12 protein-coding genes are annotated in these 17570 nt (G+C 67.9%); 2 read left to right on the top strand and 10 right to left on the bottom strand.

Features of this window, described 5'->3' with window-relative positions; genetic code table 11:
* Positions 1–5 precede the first annotated feature (5 nt).
* The 6 genes from VN779_RS04315 to hisC form a co-directional block, all read right to left on the bottom strand.
* Positions 6–1865: an NHL domain-containing thioredoxin family protein gene (locus VN779_RS04315; RefSeq protein ID WP_325720346.1), complete on the bottom strand. Its 1860-nt coding sequence runs from the start codon at positions 1863–1865 to the stop codon at positions 6–8.
* A gap of 35 nt (positions 1866–1900) precedes the next feature.
* On the bottom strand, positions 1901–2698 hold the full coding sequence (locus tag VN779_RS04310) for a carbon-nitrogen family hydrolase (RefSeq protein ID WP_325720344.1): 798 nt from the start codon (positions 2696–2698) through the stop codon (positions 1901–1903).
* Positions 2695–4119, bottom strand: a complete 1425-nt coding sequence (locus tag VN779_RS04305; RefSeq protein WP_325720342.1) for a dihydrolipoamide acetyltransferase family protein — start codon at positions 4117–4119, stop codon at positions 2695–2697. Before VN779_RS04305 ends, VN779_RS04310 begins: the two co-directional genes overlap by 4 nt.
* Before the next feature lie 17 nt (positions 4120–4136).
* Positions 4137–5150 (bottom strand): alpha-ketoacid dehydrogenase subunit beta, encoded by a 1014-nt coding sequence (locus VN779_RS04300; protein WP_325720340.1) that lies wholly within the window; start codon positions 5148–5150, stop codon positions 4137–4139.
* Positions 5147–6337, bottom strand: coding sequence for a pyruvate dehydrogenase (acetyl-transferring) E1 component subunit alpha (pdhA, locus tag VN779_RS04295; RefSeq protein WP_414639573.1), 1191 nt, complete (start codon positions 6335–6337; stop codon positions 5147–5149). The genes VN779_RS04300 and pdhA overlap by 4 nt, the downstream gene beginning before the upstream one ends.
* A 375-nt stretch (positions 6338–6712) precedes the next feature.
* Positions 6713–7801 (bottom strand): histidinol-phosphate transaminase, encoded by a 1089-nt coding sequence (gene hisC / locus VN779_RS04290; protein ID WP_349260637.1) that lies wholly within the window; start codon positions 7799–7801, stop codon positions 6713–6715.
* Positions 7802–7948: 147 nt separating this feature from the next.
* Here hisC and VN779_RS04285 point away from each other — a divergent pair, with 147 nt between their 5' ends.
* Positions 7949–9073: a HoxN/HupN/NixA family nickel/cobalt transporter gene (locus VN779_RS04285; protein WP_325720335.1), complete on the top strand. Its 1125-nt coding sequence runs from the start codon at positions 7949–7951 to the stop codon at positions 9071–9073.
* A gap of 61 nt (positions 9074–9134) precedes the next feature.
* Here VN779_RS04285 and VN779_RS04280 read toward each other — a convergent pair whose 3' ends face one another.
* A complete protein-coding gene (locus VN779_RS04280) occupies positions 9135–9938 on the bottom strand; it encodes a nuclease-related domain-containing protein (RefSeq protein ID WP_325720333.1) in 804 nt (267 codons plus the stop codon).
* A gap of 148 nt (positions 9939–10086) precedes the next feature.
* Between VN779_RS04280 and VN779_RS04275 the strand changes: the two genes are divergently transcribed.
* A complete protein-coding gene (locus VN779_RS04275) occupies positions 10087–10917 on the top strand; it encodes a metallophosphoesterase family protein (protein WP_325720331.1) in 831 nt (276 codons plus the stop codon).
* 58 nt (positions 10918–10975) lie between these two features.
* Here VN779_RS04275 and VN779_RS04270 read toward each other — a convergent pair whose 3' ends face one another.
* From VN779_RS04270 to thiC, 3 genes are all read right to left on the bottom strand, one after another.
* Positions 10976–12838: a DUF262 domain-containing protein gene (locus VN779_RS04270; RefSeq protein WP_325720327.1), complete on the bottom strand. Its 1863-nt coding sequence runs from the start codon at positions 12836–12838 to the stop codon at positions 10976–10978.
* Positions 12839–12956: 118 nt separating this feature from the next.
* On the bottom strand, positions 12957–15623 hold the full coding sequence (locus tag VN779_RS04265) for an MGH1-like glycoside hydrolase domain-containing protein (RefSeq protein ID WP_325720325.1): 2667 nt from the start codon (positions 15621–15623) through the stop codon (positions 12957–12959).
* A 10-nt stretch (positions 15624–15633) separates the two neighbouring features.
* Positions 15634–17172: a phosphomethylpyrimidine synthase ThiC gene (gene thiC, locus VN779_RS04260; RefSeq protein WP_325720323.1), complete on the bottom strand. Its 1539-nt coding sequence runs from the start codon at positions 17170–17172 to the stop codon at positions 15634–15636.
* Positions 17173–17570: the final 398 nt, after the last annotated feature.

Raw genomic sequence — 17570 nt, 5'->3', positions numbered from 1 at the left:
GACGATCAGGACTCTGATCCGCGCAGGATGAGGGGAAGCCGGTTCGGCGCGTCGGCGACGAGCCGGACCGGGATTCCCCAGTCCTGCTGATGGACGTGGCAGGCGGGAAAGAAATCCTCGGCGTTCTCGGACATTCCGGCAGGCGGTTCGTCGCAGGAGGCTGCCTTGACCGCGACGTGCAAGATACCTGATTCGATCGCCTCGTTCAGGACGAGCGTGCGACGCAGCGGCGTGTCCCGGCCGGCTCCGGAAAGCAGGAATTGCGGCGGCGAGGCGGACACGACGAGCTGGGTGGAAGGGCCGTAGCGTTCATCGAGTTTCTGCCCCGCCGGGGGTTCGAAGACCACTGACAGCTCCAGTTCGCCCGGCGCGAGGTCGGTTGCGGGGCGCCGGGTGCGGTACGCGGCCGACTCGACGCGCAGAGCCTCCTCGGGCACGCGCACGCGAGAGAGGCGATGCGCGGCTGACTCGACGACGAGCAGGTCGCCGTCGGCGAGGACCGCGTCGGAGGGCTCGCGCAGGCCGGTGATCAGTGTGCTGACTTGTCCGTTGGCCGGGTCGTAGCGGCGGATAGCGCCGTTGTACGTGTCGCTGATCGCGACGGAGCCGTCCGGGAGCGCGGTGACGCCGAGCGGGTGCTGCAGGAGCGCCTGATCCGCGGCGCCGTCACGCAGCCCGAAGTCGAAGAGTCCCTGGCCGACGACCGTCGTGACTGCTCCTGCGGTGAGATCCAAGCGGCGCAGCGCGGAGGATTCGGAATCGGCGACCCACACGTTGCCGTTCGCGTCTGCGGTCAAGCCGGAGGGCTGGGCGAACCAGGACTCTACAAGCGGGCCATCTACGAGTCCTTCGTTCGTAGTACCAGCGAGTACGGACACTGTATCGTTCGCCGGATCGTAGGCCCACAACTGGTGGATGCCAGCCATCGCGATGATGACGCGGCCGTCCACCGCGACCAGATCCCAGGGCGAGGAGAGGTCGACCTCGCGCGCCGGGCCGCTGGTCGCAGAGCCCTGTGACCATTGACGACCAGTCCCGGCGAGCGTGCTGACCTCTCCGGTGCCGAGGTCGATCGCGCGCAAGGCATGGTTCACCGAGTCCGCGACGAGCGCGGTGTGTTCGTCGAGCAGGCAGAGGCCCTGCGGCTCGCTGAATCGCGCCTCATCCGGCTTGCCGTCCAGCAGCCCGCGCTCACCCGTGCCGAAGCGGCGCAGAACGGTTTCGCCGTCGGCTGCGAGTTCGACCACTGAGTGGTGCGCGGTGTCAGACAGCAGATACGTTCGGGTGGCGTCGGAATCATCGCGAAGGGCGATTACCTTGCCCGGGAAGCGCAAGGCGGTCGACTCAGGCTGTGGCGGCACGTATGGGCTGTCGCCACGACGCAGCGTGCCCTTAGCTTCGTGCTCTGCGATGAGCTCACGCAACAGCGTACGTAAGCCGTGCGCGTGCCCCTCGCCCGACATTTGGGCGACGACATAGCCCTCGGGATCGATGACACTGAGGGTCGGCCACGCGCGTACCGCGTACGCCTTCCACGTGGTCAGCTCCGGGTCGTCGAGCACCGGATGCCTGACGTCGTAACGCTCGCAGGCGGCGACCAGCGCGGCGTGATCGGCTTCGTGCACGAATTTGGGTGAGTGCACGCCGACGATGACCAGCACGTCCGCGAACTCGGCCTCGATCTCACGCAACTCGTCCAGCACATGCAGGCAGTTCGCGCAGCAGAAGGTCCAGAAGTCGAGCAGCACGATCCGGCCGGACAAGTCCGGTTCGCCGGCCACCCCTGCGTTGTCGACCGCGGTATTGATCCAGCTGCGGCCGGTCAGTTTCGGCGCGCGGACACGGGGCTGCCTGAGGTTGCGCATTGTTCGATTGTAATCGGACCGGAGCGCAGTGATCGTTACAGTCGGCGGTCCTTGAGCACTGGGAAGTTCTCGCGCGTGCTGGCGACCTTACCGGGATCGAATTCGGCGTAGACGATCTCCTCACCCGTCCCGCCCTCAGCCAGAATCTCGCCCCACGGATCGATCACCATCGAATTCCCGGCCATCTCGACCCCGGACTGAGCGCCGACCGCGCTGCACGCCAGCACGAACATCTGGTCCTCGATCGCGCGGGCCCGCAGCAGGGTGCGCCAGTGCTGGACCCGGCGCGCCGGCCACGCCGCTACCTGCAGCACCGTCTGCACACCGGCGTCGAGCAAGCCGCGGTACAGCTCGGGGAATCGCACGTCGTAACAGGTGGCGAGGCCGACCTTGGTGATGACCGAGTCGTCGAGGTCGAGCAGATCGAAGCTGACCAGGTGTTCGCCGGGCGACATCACCGCCGCCTCGCCCTGGTCGAAGCCGAAGCGGTGGATCTTGCGGTACCCGGCCAGCAGCTCGCCCTCGGCGTCGAAGACCAGCGAGGTGTTGTACAGCTTGCCGTCCGGGGTCCGCTCGACGATCGAGCCCGCGTGCAGCACCACGCCGCAGTCCATCGCCGCCTCGCGCATCAGCTGCGCGGTCTCGCCGTGCAACGGCTCGGCGCGCTCGTGCCATGGCTCGGGGTCGAACGCCCCGTGCAGCCAGAGTTCGGGCAGCGCGACCAGGTCGGCTCCGTCCTCGGCGGCTTCGTGCACCTTGGCCACGGCCAACTCGCGACTCTTCTCGGGCGCGCGGCCAAGGTCCACGTCGAACTGAATCAGTGCAGCCTTCACACCAGGGAAACTACCGGGTCCGCGAGCACGCGGCCAATGTCGCGCAGGAACTTCGAGCCAAGCTCTCCGTCGATCAGGCGGTGGTCGAAGGACAGGCCGAGCGTGGTCACCCAGCGCGGCTTGATCTTCGCCTTGCCGTGCTTGTCGGTGACCACCCACGGTTGCTGCTTGACCGCGCCGAAAGCCAGGATCGCGGCCTCGCCGGGGTTGAGGATCGGCGTGCCGGTATCCACGCCGAAGACTCCCACGTTGGTGATCGTGATCGTTCCGCCGGTGAGGTCTTCGAGCGCTGTCTTGCCCTCGCGTGCGGTCGCGGTCAGCTGTCCGAGCGCGACGGCGAGGTCACGCAGCGACAGTTGCTCGGCGGCCTTGACGTTGGGCACGATCAGTCCGCGCGGGGTGGCCGCGGCGATGCCGAGGTTCACCGAACCGTGGATCACGATCTCCTGCGCTGCCTCGTCCCAGGAGGCGTTGACCTCCGGGTGCTTGGCTACTGCGAGCAATAGTGCCTTGGCGACCAGGAGCAGTGGCGAGACCTTAACGTCCGCGAACTCGGGCAGCGCCTTGAGCCGCGTGACCAGCTTCATAGTGCGGGTCACGTCGAGGGTCAGGAATTCGGTGACGTGCGGTGCGGTGAACGCGGATGACACCATCGCGGCCGCAGTGGCCTTACGCACTCCCTTGATCGGTACACGGCGCGTCTCGCCCGCGGGCCTGATCATGGGGTGCGATCCGACCGGCGGCGCGGATACGCCCGCAGCGGCCCGCTCGACCTCTTCGCGGGTGATCACGCCGTCTTCGCGTTCGGGCGCGATCGTCGTCAGGTCCACGCCGAGGTCCTTGGCGAGCTTGCGGACCAAGGGCTTGGCGAGGACGTACGTCGGACGGGTCGTCACCGGCTCGGGCGCGGGAGGCTGCTCGACGCGGATCGGCGCCGGCGCGGGGGCCGGAGTCGCCGGAGGAGCTGGAGCGGCGGGCGCGGACACCGCAGCGGCCTGATGCGCCTGCGACGGGGCCGGCTTGCGCGAGCGGCGCTTGGTAGAGCCGTGCGCTACGCCGTAGCCGACGAGCACCGGCTCGCGCTTGCCCTCCGCGCCGCCGCCCTGCGAACCCTGTGAAGTTCCATTGCTTACCGCCGCCGGTGCGGCAGCAGCCGGGCCGGGCCCGCTCGGTCCCGCGTCAGCGGTCTCGATCGAGATGATCGGCGTGCCGACGTCCACGGTGCTGCCCTGTTCGACCAGCAACTCGCGCACGACGCCCGCGAACGGCGAGGGCAGCTCCACGGCCGCCTTCGCCGTCTCGATCTCGACCAGCGTCTGATTGACCTTCACTTCGTCCCCGACCGCGACGACCCATTGCAGGATCTCCGCTTCGGTCAGGCCTTCGCCCACGTCGGGCAGCCGGAATTGCTTGATAGCCATGCTTCGGCTCCCCTCTCTCAGTGGTCGAATGCGCGGTCGACGGCGTCGAGCACGCGGTCAAGGTCGGGCAGGTACGTCTCCTCGATCCGGGATGGCGGATACGGGGTGTGGAAGCCGCCGACCCGGCCGACCGGCGCTTCGAGCCGGTAGAAGCAGCGGTCGGTCACCTGGGCGGCCAGTTCCGCGCCGAGCCCGAAGAAGACCGGTGCCTCGTGCACGACCACCAGCCGGCCAGTGCGGTTGACCGATTCCACGACGGTGTTCACATCGAGCGGGGAAATGGTGCGCAGGTCGATGACCTCAAGCGAGCGGCCCTCCTCTTCGGCGGCACGCGCGACGTCGAGGCATGTACGCACCATCGGACCGTGCGCGGCGAGCGTCAGGTCGGTACCCGGCCGCACGACGACCGCCTGGTCGAAGCCGTATGCAGGACCGGCCGATTCGTCGAGCTGTGCCTTATCCCAATACCTACGCTTGGGCTCGAAGAAGATGACGGGATCATCGGACTCGATGGCCTGCTGGATCATCCAGTAGCCGTCGACCGGGTTCGAGCACGCAACGACGCGCAAACCGGCCGTGTGCGCGAACAGCGCCTCCGGGGATTCGGAGTGGTGCTCGACCGCGCCGATGCCGCCGCCGTAAGGGATGCGGATGACGATCGGCACGCGCATCTTGCCGAGCGAGCGTGCGTAGAGCTTGGCGACCTGTGTGGTGATCTGGTCGTATGCCGGGAAGACGAAGCCGTCGAACTGGATCTCGCAAACCGGCCGGTAGCCGCGCAGCGCCAGGCCGATGGCGGTGCCGATGATGCCGGCCTCGGCCAGCGGAGTGTCGATGACGCGCGCGTCACCGAAGTCCTTCTGCAGGCCGTCGGTGACCCGGAACACGCCGCCGAGCTTTCCGATGTCCTCGCCCATGAGCAAGACCTTCGGGTCCTGCTCCATGGCCCGGCGTAGGCCCTTGTTGAGTGCTTTGGCCAGGGTGACCGGAGCGGCAGGCGCGTCTGAGGCGGTGGTGGCAGCGGGGCTCATCGGGCCGCCTCCTCGTCGGTGAAGCTGTCGAGGTACGCGGCCAACTCTTCGCGTTCGGCCTCGACCTGGGCATGCGGACCGGTGTACGCGTAGTCGAACATGCTCAGCGGGTGCGGGTCGGGCAGCGAAAGGCAACCGGCACGGATCTCGGCAGCCAGGGCGTCCGCCTCGGCCTCGACTTCGGCGAAGAATTCGTCGTCGGCTTGGCCTTCACGCACCAGGTATGTGCGAAGCCGGGCGAGCGGGTCGCGGGCGCGCCAGAGTTCGACCTCGTCGTTACCGCGGTACCGGGTCGGGTCGTCCGAGGTCGTGTGCGCACCCATGCGGTACGTGTACGCCTCGATCAGGGTCGGGCCGTTACCGGTGCGAGCACGGTCAAGGGCGGCGCGCGTTACGGCGAGGCACGCGAACACGTCGTTGCCATCCACGCGCACGCCCGGGAAACCGAACCCGGAGGCGCGGCGGAAGAGCGGTACACGGCTCTGCCGCTCGGTCGGCTCGGAGATCGCCCACTGGTTGTTCTGGCAGAAGAACACCACCGGGGCGTTGTAGGAGGCGGCGAACACGAACGACTCGTTGACGTCGCCCTGCGAGGAGGCGCCGTCGCCGAAGTAGGCGATCACCGCGTCGTCGGAGCCGTCCCGCTGGATGCCCATCGCGTAGCCCACGGCGTGCAGTGTCTGCGAGCCGATCACGATGGTGTACAGCATGAAGTTCTTCTCGTTCGGGTCCCAGCCGCCGTTGTTCACCCCGCGGAACATGCCCAGCAGGTTGATCGGCGGGACGCCGCGGGTCCACGCGACACCGTGCTCCCGGTAGGTGGGGAAGGCGAAGTCGCCCGGCCGCATCGCCCGGCCGGAGCCGACCTGGGCGGCCTCCTGCCCGAGCAGCGAGGCCCACAGGCCCAGCTCGCCCTGGCGCTGGAGCGCGGTGCCCTCGGCGTCCACCCGGCGCACCAGGACCAGGTCCCGGTACAGCGCGCGGGCCTGCTCGGCGTCCACGTCGAGCGGATAGTCCGGATGGCTGCGGCGTTCACCCTCAGGGGTGAGCAGCTGGATGAGCGGGAGCTCTTCGGCGGCCCCATACCCATCGGCCGCGGCCGCCTCCGGTACGAGGACCGGCTCAGGTTCCGGGGCCTGCGCGGACCGGCGGGAGCGCGCCGGGGTCCGTGTCGTCACGTTCTTCACTCCTCATCGTCGGCGAGGACCACGGAGGTCTTCCGCGGTTGCGTCCTCAAGGCGGCCGGCACGGCGGCGTGCACCGCGGACTCGCCGTCCGCGGCCGATCGTCGCCGGTCGGTCGCTCCGTGTTCCCGGGATCGCCGGGCGCGGTTGGATCGTTGCCGGGTCGCCGCGCCGCCGCCTCGGGTGTCGGCCGGCGAACGCGTTGACGAGGATCACGTTACCGACCAGTTGCATCCGTCGAACAGTGCCCACCGGACACAGCGCCCATCAAAATCTTGGGAACGGCAACACTTGTCCGATTGGGCTAACGGCGAACGCTTAACACGTTCCCACCCGGAACTATGGTCAGACTCGGTACGCTCTCAGGCCCTGTGCGGCCTAGGCGAAGCGCGCGGCTACTGCGACGGCCAGGTCGTTGGCCTCGGGCTCGCCGATGGTGACGCGGGCGCCCTCGCCGACGAACGGACGCACGGTCACGCCAGCCTCCTCGCACGCCGCGGCGAACTTCTCGGTCGCGTCGCCGAGCCGCAGCCAGTAGAAGTTAGCCTCGGTGTGCGGCACCTCGACACCGTGGGCGTGCAGCGCCGCCAGCACTCGGGCACGCTCGCTGACCAGCGCGTCAACCCGCTCAGTCAGCGCATCGTGGGCGCGCAGCGAGGCGACTGCCGCGGCCTGAGCGACCAGGTTCACCCCGAAGGGCACCGCGCAGGCTCGCAGCGCCGCGGCCACCGGTGGGTGCGCGACCGCGAAGCCGATGCGCAGACCCGCCAGGCCGTAGGCCTTGGAGAACGTACGAAGAACGCAGACGTTCGCCCGATCGCGGTATACGTCGAGGCCGTCAGCCACCTCGGGATCACGGTTGAACTCGCGGTACGCCTCATCGATCACGACGAGCACGTCCGAGGGCACCCGCTCCAGGAAGCGCTCCAGCTCCGCGCGGTGCACCACGGTGCCGGTCGGGTTATTCGGGGTGCAGATGAAGATCAGGCGGGTGCGCTCGGTGATCGCGTCGGCCATCGCGTCGAGGTCGTGCTTCTCGTCGCGCAGCGGCACTCGAACCGAGGTCGCTCCGGCGATCTGAGTCAGGATCGGGTACGCCTCGAAGGACCGCCAGGCGTAAATCACCTCGTCGCCGGGGCCCGCGGTGACCTGGAGCAGCTGCTGTGCGACGCCGACCGAACCGGTGCCGACCGCCAGGTGATCGACTGGCACGTTGTAGTAGCTCGCCAGCTCGTTCAGCAGCTCGACCGAGCCGAAGTCGGGGTAGCGGTTGATCGATCCCGCGGCTGCGCTCGCGGCCTCGAGCACGCCGGGCAGCGGCGGGTACGGGTTCTCGTTGGAGGCGAGCTTGTAGGACGGTCCCTCGCCGGGCGCGGGAGCCTTACCCGCCTTGTAGGCAGGCAGCCCGGAAACCGCCGGGCGCAGCCTGGGCCCGGGCTCGGCACCGGTCGTGTTCGTGCCGCTCACCGTCGAATCGCTCACCACAGCCCGCTTTCTCCGCGTTCAGAACCGGCGGGACTCGCCGCCCGGCTCAGCGTACGACCTCGGCGCGGCGCGGTCATCCAGGGATCTGCCTACTAGCCGCAGATGCGAATAGTTTGCAATAGTGGCCTCATGAGCCAATCCGTGACAGCGGTGGAAGCGGCCCCCTCCGGGCGCCAGACGAGCCTGATAGGCCGCGTACGCAGCGCCCTTACTCCCGCGGAGTGGTACCGGCTGTCCGGGATGGGCGGTTTCATCCTGCTGCTGCACGTGATCGGTTGGGGCATCATCGCGTCTGTCGAGTCACGGCACTACTCGCTCGGCGGTACCGCATTCGGTGTCGGTACCGGATTGACCGCATACACGCTCGGCATGCGTCACGCGTTCGACGCCGACCATATCGCCGCGATCGACAACACGACCCGCAAGCTGATGTCCGAGGGGAAGCGGCCACTGTCCGTCGGCTTCTGGTTCTCCCTCGGGCACTCCTCGATCGTCTTCGGCCTGGCCCTGCTGCTCTCGTTCGGGGTCAAGGCGGTGGTCGGGCCGGTCAAGGACGACAACTCACAGCTGCACCACTACACCGGCGTGATCGGCACCACGGTCTCCGGCGGGTTCTTGTACTTGATCGCGGCCGTCAACGTGGTGATCCTCTGGGGCATCCTGAAGGTGTTCCGCGCGATGCGCCGCGGCGAGTTCGACGAGGCCGCGCTGGAGGAGCACCTGGCCAACCGCGGTCTGATCAACCGACTGCTCGGCCGGGTGATGCGGGCGATCCGCAAGCCCTGGCAGATGTACCCCGTCGGGATGCTCTTCGGCCTCGGGTTCGACACCGCCACCGAGGTCGCCTTCCTCGTGCTGGCCTCGACCAGCGCGCTGGCCGGGCTGCCCTGGTACGCGATCCTCTCGCTGCCGGTGCTGTTCGCGGCCGGGATGAGTCTGCTCGACACGATCGACGGCTCGTTCATGAATTTCGCCTACGGCTGGGCGTTCGCCAACCCGGTGCGCAAGGTGTACTACAACCTGACCATCACCGGGCTCTCGGTGGCCGTCGCGCTGATCGTCGGCACCGTGGAACTGCTGGGACTGGTCGCACAGCAGCTCAACTACACCGGAGCGTTCTGGACCTGGATCTCCGGGCTGAACCTGAACACCGTCGGCTTCGTCATCGTCGGCCTCTTCATCACCACCTGGGTCGTCGCGCTGGCGGTGTGGAAGTTCGGCCGGATCGAAGAGCGCTGGCGCACCGAAGGCTGAGCCGGAACCGGCGGCAGCGGCAGCGGCTAAAGCCGACCGCGGCGCGCAGCCGGTCAGAGCATCAGACGGAGCCGGTCTGCTGCTTGCTCAGCAGTAGCCGATCGGCCGCCAGGACCAGGCTGTTTACCGCCGAGGCCGACCAGCGCACGTCCGGACTGCGCATCGTCGAGGCCAATTGGTCGGGGATCAGCACAGTCACGCCTTGCATATTGCGCGGCGTGCCCTGAAGTTTCTCGATGTGCACAGCCAGGACCGGCTGCACCGTGACGATGCCGACCTCCTCGTCGCGCGCGGCGGCGGCCGTTAGCGCCTCGCCGATCACCCGAGACTGATCGACCAGACGCTTGAACATCGGTGACTGGTCGACGTGATCCACGTACATCATCGCGCCGAACATCCGCACGTCGCGGTCGTGCCACTGCTTCGAGTCGACGAGGAAGGCCCCGCGCGGAGAGAGCACCAGGTGCTCGACCTCGATCGGTTCGCCGAACCCGGTCAGCACCCGGTCGTGCAGAACCATCGCGCGGCCGCGGATCTCGACGGCCCGCAGCGCCTTGCCGGTTTCCGACTCGGCCGCGGCCCGCGCCTGCACTCGGACCAGCGCGTCGGGTCTGCGGAACAGCACGTCGAGTACCACCGCAGTACCCAGCACGAAGTACAGCACGCCGAACAGCGGGTAATGCGTCGACAAGCCGGCGGCGATGGAGACGGCCACGATCAACGGGCCCCACCACAGCGCGGAGAGCGCGGCTGAGCGGCGGCGCGCCGCTATCCAGGCGCCGTAGCGCTGCGAATAAGCGGCTTGCAGGCTCTGACCGGCGCGCGGTGGACCGTCCCGACGTGCCGCCCGGCCGATCGTGGCCATCGGCAACCTCCTTTGAACCACGGGTAATCAACGCCCACTCGCGTGTCCCCGCGCATGGCGTCAAAACCCTTCTCAGCACGTTAGCGGCATACGGACACACGCGGCAGGGATACCGGAAGACCGCTTTCTCCCACTACCCTCACATCTCATGGTTGACCTGTCCGAGTCGGTGGCCGCGGTGGGCGACGTGCACGGCTGCGTGGCTCCGCTGCGTGAGGCGCTGTACCGCGCCGGATTCATCGACGAGCGGGAGCGCTGGATCGGCGAGGACGCCCGGCTCTGGTTCCTCGGCGACCTGACCGACCGCGGCCCGGACGGCATCGGCGTGCTCGATCTGGTCATGTCGTTGCAGGCACAGGCGGCCGACCACGGCGGCGAGGTGGGCTGCCTGCTCGGTAACCACGAACTCATGCTGCTCGCCGCGCATCTGCCCGCGGGCCGCAAGCTACGGCTGATGCAGTCCGGGGACGACGACGTCCACGCGCTCTTTCGCGAGCGCTGGGTCGGCAACGGCGGCAAGGACGCCGACTCGAGCCGGCTGACCGACGCGCACCTGGAGTGGATCGCCAAGCTGCCGGCCATGGCGCTGATCGGCGGGCACCTGCTCGTGCACGCCGACACGGTCGGGTACCTCGAGTTCGGCGAATCCGCGGAAGCGGTGAACGCGCGCATCGCGCAGCTCCTGAGCGACCCGGTGGACGTCGAGGAGATCGACCGTCTCACCCACCTGATGACCAAGCGTTTCGCCTTCGCCTCCGACGACGGGATAGCGGCTCGCGAGTTCCTGCGCACCTTCGGCGGCAGGCAACTCGTTCACGGCCACTCGCCGATTCCGCTGCTGCTCGGCATCGAGCCGCAGGCGGTGACCGGTCCGCTGGTGTACGCCGGGGGCTACGCGGTCAACCTGGACACAGGCCTCTTCCTCGGCGGCCCGTGTCTGGTGTGCGGCCTTCCCTCCGTACCCAAAGAGCTTCCCTGATACAGAAGCCTTTCCTGGTATCAGGAATCCCCTGATACCCCGTCCGTCACCGCTTCACTCACGCCGGCTGCGCTTCGACGGCCGGGGCGGCCAGACCAAGCCGCTCCGGGTCCCAGATCCGCTCGCACAGTGCGCGATATAGCCGCTGGCGTTCGGTGATCGAGGTGATGCCGAAGGTGTGCGGATACGCACGGAAGTAGTCGGCCAAACCATTGCGTAGTACGAACCTGCGAAACGACGGATTGCGTTCGTAGCAGAGCGGATGCAGCGAACGGGCCAGCAGGTTTTGTGCGCGGTAGTGCTCTGCCTTGAGCGAGTACGGATCGTCCCGGAACGCCGCGTTGATCTCCTTCGGCAGCAACAACAGCGCGCCGAATCGGTTACGCACAACGCGGAACCGCTCCGGCGTGCCGACTTCCTCCGCGTAGGGGCCGAAGTGGTCGGCCCAGATGTGTTCGATCTCGTATGGCCGGCCGGACGGCCCGAAGCCGAGGTAGTCGGCGATCAGATCAGGTTGCCCGCACTGGGTTTCCACCCAGCCGGTCATCCGCGAAAGCAGGTAGCGCACCTGCTTGCGGTTGTCCGAGCGCAGCCCGAAGGTCTCCAGCCCGGCAAAGTCGTGTTCGAGCCCGCACACCTCGGCGGCGAGCAGCGCACGCACGGCGTCAAGGCTCTGCGCCGCACGCAGCGGCTCGATCAGAGCGCCGATCTGCCGGGCCAGGTCGCCCGACTGGAGCGCGGCGTAGTTGGCCATCCGGCGGGCCAGCAGCAGATCGCAGAACGCCGCGACAAGCCGTGCCTTCTCGCGAAACGCGGTGTCCGAGTCGTTCGGCCCGATTGCCGCCATGATCAGGGTGAGTTGATGGGTGAAACCGTTGGCCGCGTTGTAGAACACCGGCTCAAGGCCCTTAGTCGGTGCAGCGCACGCCTCGACCAGCGCACGGTAGCGGTCCGCCAGCGGCCTGATGGTGTCGCGGATGAACACGCGGTAGTCGCGCGGACGCACCAGGCCGACCGCGTCGGTGTTCTGCCGTACCCACTCGTGGAACGCAGTAGAGATCCGCTCCGCGGTGGCCGGGTCCGCGGGCGCGTACCTGGCCAGCAGCACGGTTTTGACGAAATCGCCGGGCGCCTGGTCGTCGGTGACCGCGAGCTGCGACATGGTGCGCCGCCAGATCGCGTTCAGCGCGCTGTGGTCCTTGTCCGCGCGGGAGAGCAGGAAGGACTTGAGCAGGTCGAGCGGGGTCAGCCGGGCGCCCCGGTCGTTCATCGACTCGAAGATCTCCCAGCCGTGGTCTCGGTCCCGCGCGGTGATCTCGACCAGGAACACTCGCTCCAGGAGCCAGTCCACGAAGAAAGGCAGCGCCTCGCCGCGCAGGGCGGCCGGGAAGTCCTCGACCAGTTCGCGGTAGCGCTGACAAATGGTGCGCACCGCGAGCGATGTCAGTTCGGTGACCGGGAAGTCGCGCCCGGCCCGCAGCGCACGCAGCGCCGGCTCGCGCTCGTCGACGTGCACGGTGAAGGTCGGCACGCCGTACTGCACCGTGCAGATCATGTTGTCCAGCACGGCCGCGCCGGCGTGGTCCTCGTAGTCGGTCAGCCGGTGCCGCAGGTGGATCAGCAGCAGAAGCAGGGTCGTGAAACGCTGCTGACCGTCGACGAGGTATGACACGCCCGGCGCGGGATAGGTGACGAAGGGTCCGAGGAAGTAGGGCCGGTACCCGGCGACATCCTCGCGATCGTGGTCGGGACGCCACTGCTCCAGGAAGCGGCCGGACAGATCCCGCAGGAGATCGCCGACGTGGGTCCGGCTCCAGTCGTACTCGCGCTGATAATGTTCGAGCCCGTACCTACGTCCGGTGAACAGTTCCCTGACGGTGTGCCCCCGACCGTCGATGCGGTCCTGTGTGTGTTTGATCAAAATCACGCCGTCCCCGAATGTGCGAGACGCGGAACACGGGCCACGGGAGTGCGCCGTCGAGCGCTGCTATCACTCCAGTGCGCCTCTTGCCCACCCTTTCTTGGGGAACATGCCCAGGTCAGCGCACAGGAAAACCAGACGGCTGGTTACGAATCAGTGAACCGATCAAGGCGGTCCACCCGGTCTGATGCGACGCGCCGAGGCCCTTGCCGGTGTCGCCGTGGAAGTACTCGAAGAACCATGGCCGGTCCCGCCACCGGGGGTCCGCCTGCAAGAGGGCTGACTCGGCAGGCATCGCGGCGTCTGTTTCCGGAGCGCCTGTTCCAACCGGTCCGAGTACCGGACGCGTGCCATCCTCGGCGAGCCGGAAGATCCCGATCAGCCGCTGCCGCAGTTCCTCCGCGAATCCGGCCCGGTCCACGTCCGGCACGTTAGGCGTCGGATGCGCGGTCACGGCAAGGGCGGGACCGACTCGGCGGATCGCCTCGTACACCAGATAGTTGAGCGGCATCCAGACCGGTCCGCGCCAGTTGGAGTTGCCGCCGAACATCCCTGAGCGGGATTCTCCGGGCTCGTAGTCGACGCTCGCGGTGTAGCCGTCGAGCTCGACGGAGAACGGGTGGTCGAGGTGGTAGCGGGAGAGCGAGCGCAGTCCGTGCGGGGAGAAGAACTCCGCCGTGTCGCTGAGCCGCTGAAGGATCCGGCTCGCCTGCACGTCGTCGGCCAGCGAGAACACGATGCCGCCGGCGGCGTGCGGCCTGGTGATCGCGCGGGCGTACTCGGGGCGTCGAGTGGTGAATTCCGCCAGGTGCTCGGTGAAGCGCGGCAGCCGCTTGAGAGTATCGGCGTCTACTGCGATCGCGGCGACCAGCGGCACCGTGCCGACCATCGAGCGCACCCGCATGACCACCGCCTCGTCCCCGTCGCGGCGCAGCCGGTCGTAGTAGAAGCCGTCCTGCTCGTCCCAGAGCCCGCAGTCGTTGATCGCCTTCGCGATGTAGGCGTAGTGCTCGGCGAACTTGCAGGCCATCTCCTCGTAGATGGGTTCCTGCGCGGCCAGCTCGATGGAGATCTCCAGCATGTACAGGCAGTAGGAGGCCATCCAGCCGGTGCCGTCGGACTGTTCCAGCACGCCGCCGACCGGCAGCCGGGAGCGATCGAAGACCCCGATGTTGTCCAGGCCGAGGAATCCGCCCTCGAAGATGTTGTCCTGGCCCTCGTCCTTGCGGTTGACCCAGAAGGTGAAGTTCAGCAGCAGCTTGTGGAAGCAGGCTTTCAGGAACTCGCGGTCGCCGCCGACGGCCCGGTGCACCCGCAGCGCGGCCCAGGCGAAGACCGGCGGGTTCATGTCGTCGAAGTCCCACTCGTAGGCGGGGAACAGGCCGTTCGGGTGCTGATAGCGCTGCGAGAGGTAGGTGTAGAGCTGCTCCTTCGCGCAGCCGGGGTCGATTTCGGCCATCGCGGCGCAGTGGAAGGCCAGGTCCCAGGAGGCGAACCAGGGGTACTCCCAGGGGTCGGGCATCAGCAGCACGTCGCGGGCCCAGAAGTGGTCCCAGCCGGCGTTTCGGTCGTGCCCACGGTGGTCGGGCGGCAGCGGTTGCGCCGGATCGCCGCGCAGCCAGCGGTGCACGTCGTAGTGGTAGAACTGCTTCGACCAGATCAGGCCGCTGAATGCCTGGCGCATGATCCTGGCGTCGTCAGCGGTCGTGCCGGAGGGGGTCAGTTCCGCGTAGAACTCGTCGGCCTCGCGCTCGCGTTCGGCCAGGGTGGCGGCGTGGTCGGGCAGCGTGGCGCTCTCGGCGGCGAGCCAGAGGTTGATCTCGCGCCGCTCGCCGGCTGCGAGGTCAAGCACGTAGTGCAACGCGCCCTTCGTGCCGACGTTCTTCGGATTGACTGTCGCTGCCCCGCTCACCACATGGTCGCCGATGCCGTCCTTCGAGTAGGGCGTCCGGTTCTCGGAGCCGAACAGCACCGCGGCATTCGTCTCGTTGTCGCACAGCAGCGCGACGGGCTCCGCTCCCGACCCATCGAACAGTGCCAGGCTTGCGGTGAGGTGCGGGTGCGTCGCGGTCAGCCGACCAGGCTCCCCCGTGATCATCAGCCCCGCGGTATCGACCGCGTCCTCGATGTCCGGTGCGCGGCCCCAGGACCACATGTCACGGAACCATAGCTGGGGCAGGACGTGCAGCGTTGCGGGATCCGGTCCGGCGTTCTCGACTGTGATGCGCATGGCGTAGGCGTCCGGCGCCGCCTTTGCGTAGTCGGCGGTGATGATGAAGTATCGGTCGCCGGCGAAGATCCCGGTGTCGACGAGCTCGTACTCCGGGTCGTCCTTGCCGCGCGCCGCGTTCTGCTCACGCAGCTGCTGATACGGGAACTCGGCCTGCGGGTAGTGGTAGCGCCAGCGCAGCCACGAACCGGTCGGCGTCGCGTCCTCGTACCACCAGTAGTCCTTGGCGTCCTCGCCGTGGTTGCCCTCGGCGTTGGCCAGGCCGAAGGCACGTTCCTTGAGGATCGGGTCGCGTCCGTTCCAGAAGGCCAGCGCGAAGCACCAGTCCTGGTTGAGGTTGCACAGCCCGGCCAGGCCGTCCTCGCTCCACCGGTAGGCGCGAGAGCGCGCGTGCTCGAACGGGAAGTAGCGCCAGGCGTCGCCTTCGGCGCTGTAGTCCTCCCGCACGGTGCCCCACGCGCGCTCCGATAGGTAAGGGCCCCACTCGCGCCAGGGCTCTGTCCCGTCGTCCGCCGCCTTCAGTCGCCGCCGCTCCGCGTTTGCGTCCTCATGCACGGCACCAGTCTTACCCGACCGGCGCCGCGGCCGCGCTACGAATCTGATGGGTGATGCGCATTGAGCAGAAGTGCGGGCCGCACATCGAGCAGAAATGGGCCTGCTTCGCGGGCTCGGCAGGCAGGGTCTCGTCGTGGAAGGACCGCGCCGTGGCCGGGTCAAGCGCCAGGTTGAACTGGTCCTCCCAGCGGAACTCGAAGCGGGCGTCGGACAGCGCGTCGTCCCAGGCCTGTGCGCCGGGGTGGCCCTTGGCCAGATCCGCGGCGTGCGCGGCGATCTTGTAGGCGATCATGCCCTGCTTGACGTCCTCGAGGTCCGGCAGGCCCAGGTGCTCCTTCGGGGTGACGTAGCAGAGCATCGCGGTGCCGTACCAGCCGATCATCGCCGCGCCGATCGCGGAGGTGATGTGGTCGTATCCGGGGGCGATGTCCGTGGTCAGCGGGCCGAGGGTGTAGAAGGGCGCGTCATCGCACAGCTCCTTCTGCAGCTCCACGTTCTCCCGGATCTTGTGCATCGGTACGTGTCCGGGTCCTTCGATCATCACCTGCACGTCCAGCTCGCGGGCGATCCGGCCCAGTTCGCCGAGGGTCTTCAGCTCGGCCAACTGCGCCTCGTCGTTGGCGTCGTAGATGGATCCCGGGCGCAGGCCATCACCGAGGGAATAGGTGACGTCATACTCGCGCAGGATCTCGGTCAGCTCGGCGAAGTGGTCGTAGAGGAAGTTCTCCCGGCCGTGCGCGATCATCCAGGCCGCGAGGATCGAGCCGCCGCGCGAGACGATCCCGGTCTTGCGGCGCGCGGTCAGCGGCACATAGTCGCGGCGGACTCCGGCGTGCACCGTCATGTAGTCGACGCCTTGCTCGCACTGCTCGATGACGGTGTCCCGGTACGCCTCCCAGGACAGCTCCTCGGCCTTGCCGCCGACCTTCTCCAGAGCCTGATAGATCGGCACGGTGCCGACCGGGACCGGAGAGTTGCGCAGGATCCACTCGCGGGTCTGGTGGATGTCGCGTCCGGTGGACAGGTCCATGATGGTGTCCGCGCCCCAGCGGGTCGCCCATACCATCTTCTCCACCTCCTGCTCGATCGAGGAGGTGACGGCGGAGTTGCCGATATTGGCGTTGACCTTCACCAGGAATGCCTCGCCGATCACCATCGGCTCGATCTCCGGGTGCCGGATGTTGGCCGGGATGACCGCGCGCCCCGCGGCCACCTCGTCGCGCACCTTTTCGACCGCGACGCCCTCGCGTAGCGCGATGAACTCCATCTCCGCGGTCACTTCGCCGCGGCGCGCGTAAGCCAGTTGCGTTAGCGGAGGCTGTGTTCCTTGGTGAGTTTGGGCGTGTTGGGCGCGCGCGGTGATCCACGGCTCCCGGAGCTTGGGCAGCCCAGCCTGCACGTCAGTAGTCACAGCGGAATCGGTATAAGGACCCGAGGTGTCGTACAGCACGACGCTGTCACCGGTCGACAGAACGACCTCACGCATCGGGACGCGGATTTCCCCGGAGGAGATGCTGCTGATCAGGTAAGTCTTGCGAATCGCGGACACGCTCGCCCCACTCTCCCTACGCCGGCATTACCCGGACAGGTTCTTGCGGTCGGCGACAACGGACAGCGGCAAGGTTCTTGCCTGGCCAGTCGCCCTCTCAGCCCGGTCGGTTCCGAGCTCCCGCGGTCTTAAGTTTCCCGGCTCACCCTAGCGCGGGCAGCGGCCGGCGCAAGGAGGGGCAGCAGCGATTGATTCCGAAAGCGGACGCGCCGCCCGGCGTTTTCACCCGCCGAGCGGCCGCGAACCTCAGAGGGCGGCTGATCCCATGTTGGGGGCGAATCGGCCGATCGACGACCCTGGCTGCGTTGCCGAAACATCCACAGACGACCCACGGTGTTGAATGAGGAGCGCGAGGATGCTCCGGCGCCTTGCCAGGCCCGCCGCTTGGCCGATTCGCC

Origin of the sequence: Actinocrinis sp., from assembly GCF_035605935.1 — a bacterium.
In the GTDB taxonomy this organism is placed as follows: domain Bacteria; phylum Actinomycetota; class Actinomycetes; order Streptomycetales; family Catenulisporaceae; genus Actinocrinis.
The sequence above is the reverse complement of the archived record's forward strand: the minus strand, read 5'-3'. Positions and strand labels throughout refer to the sequence as shown.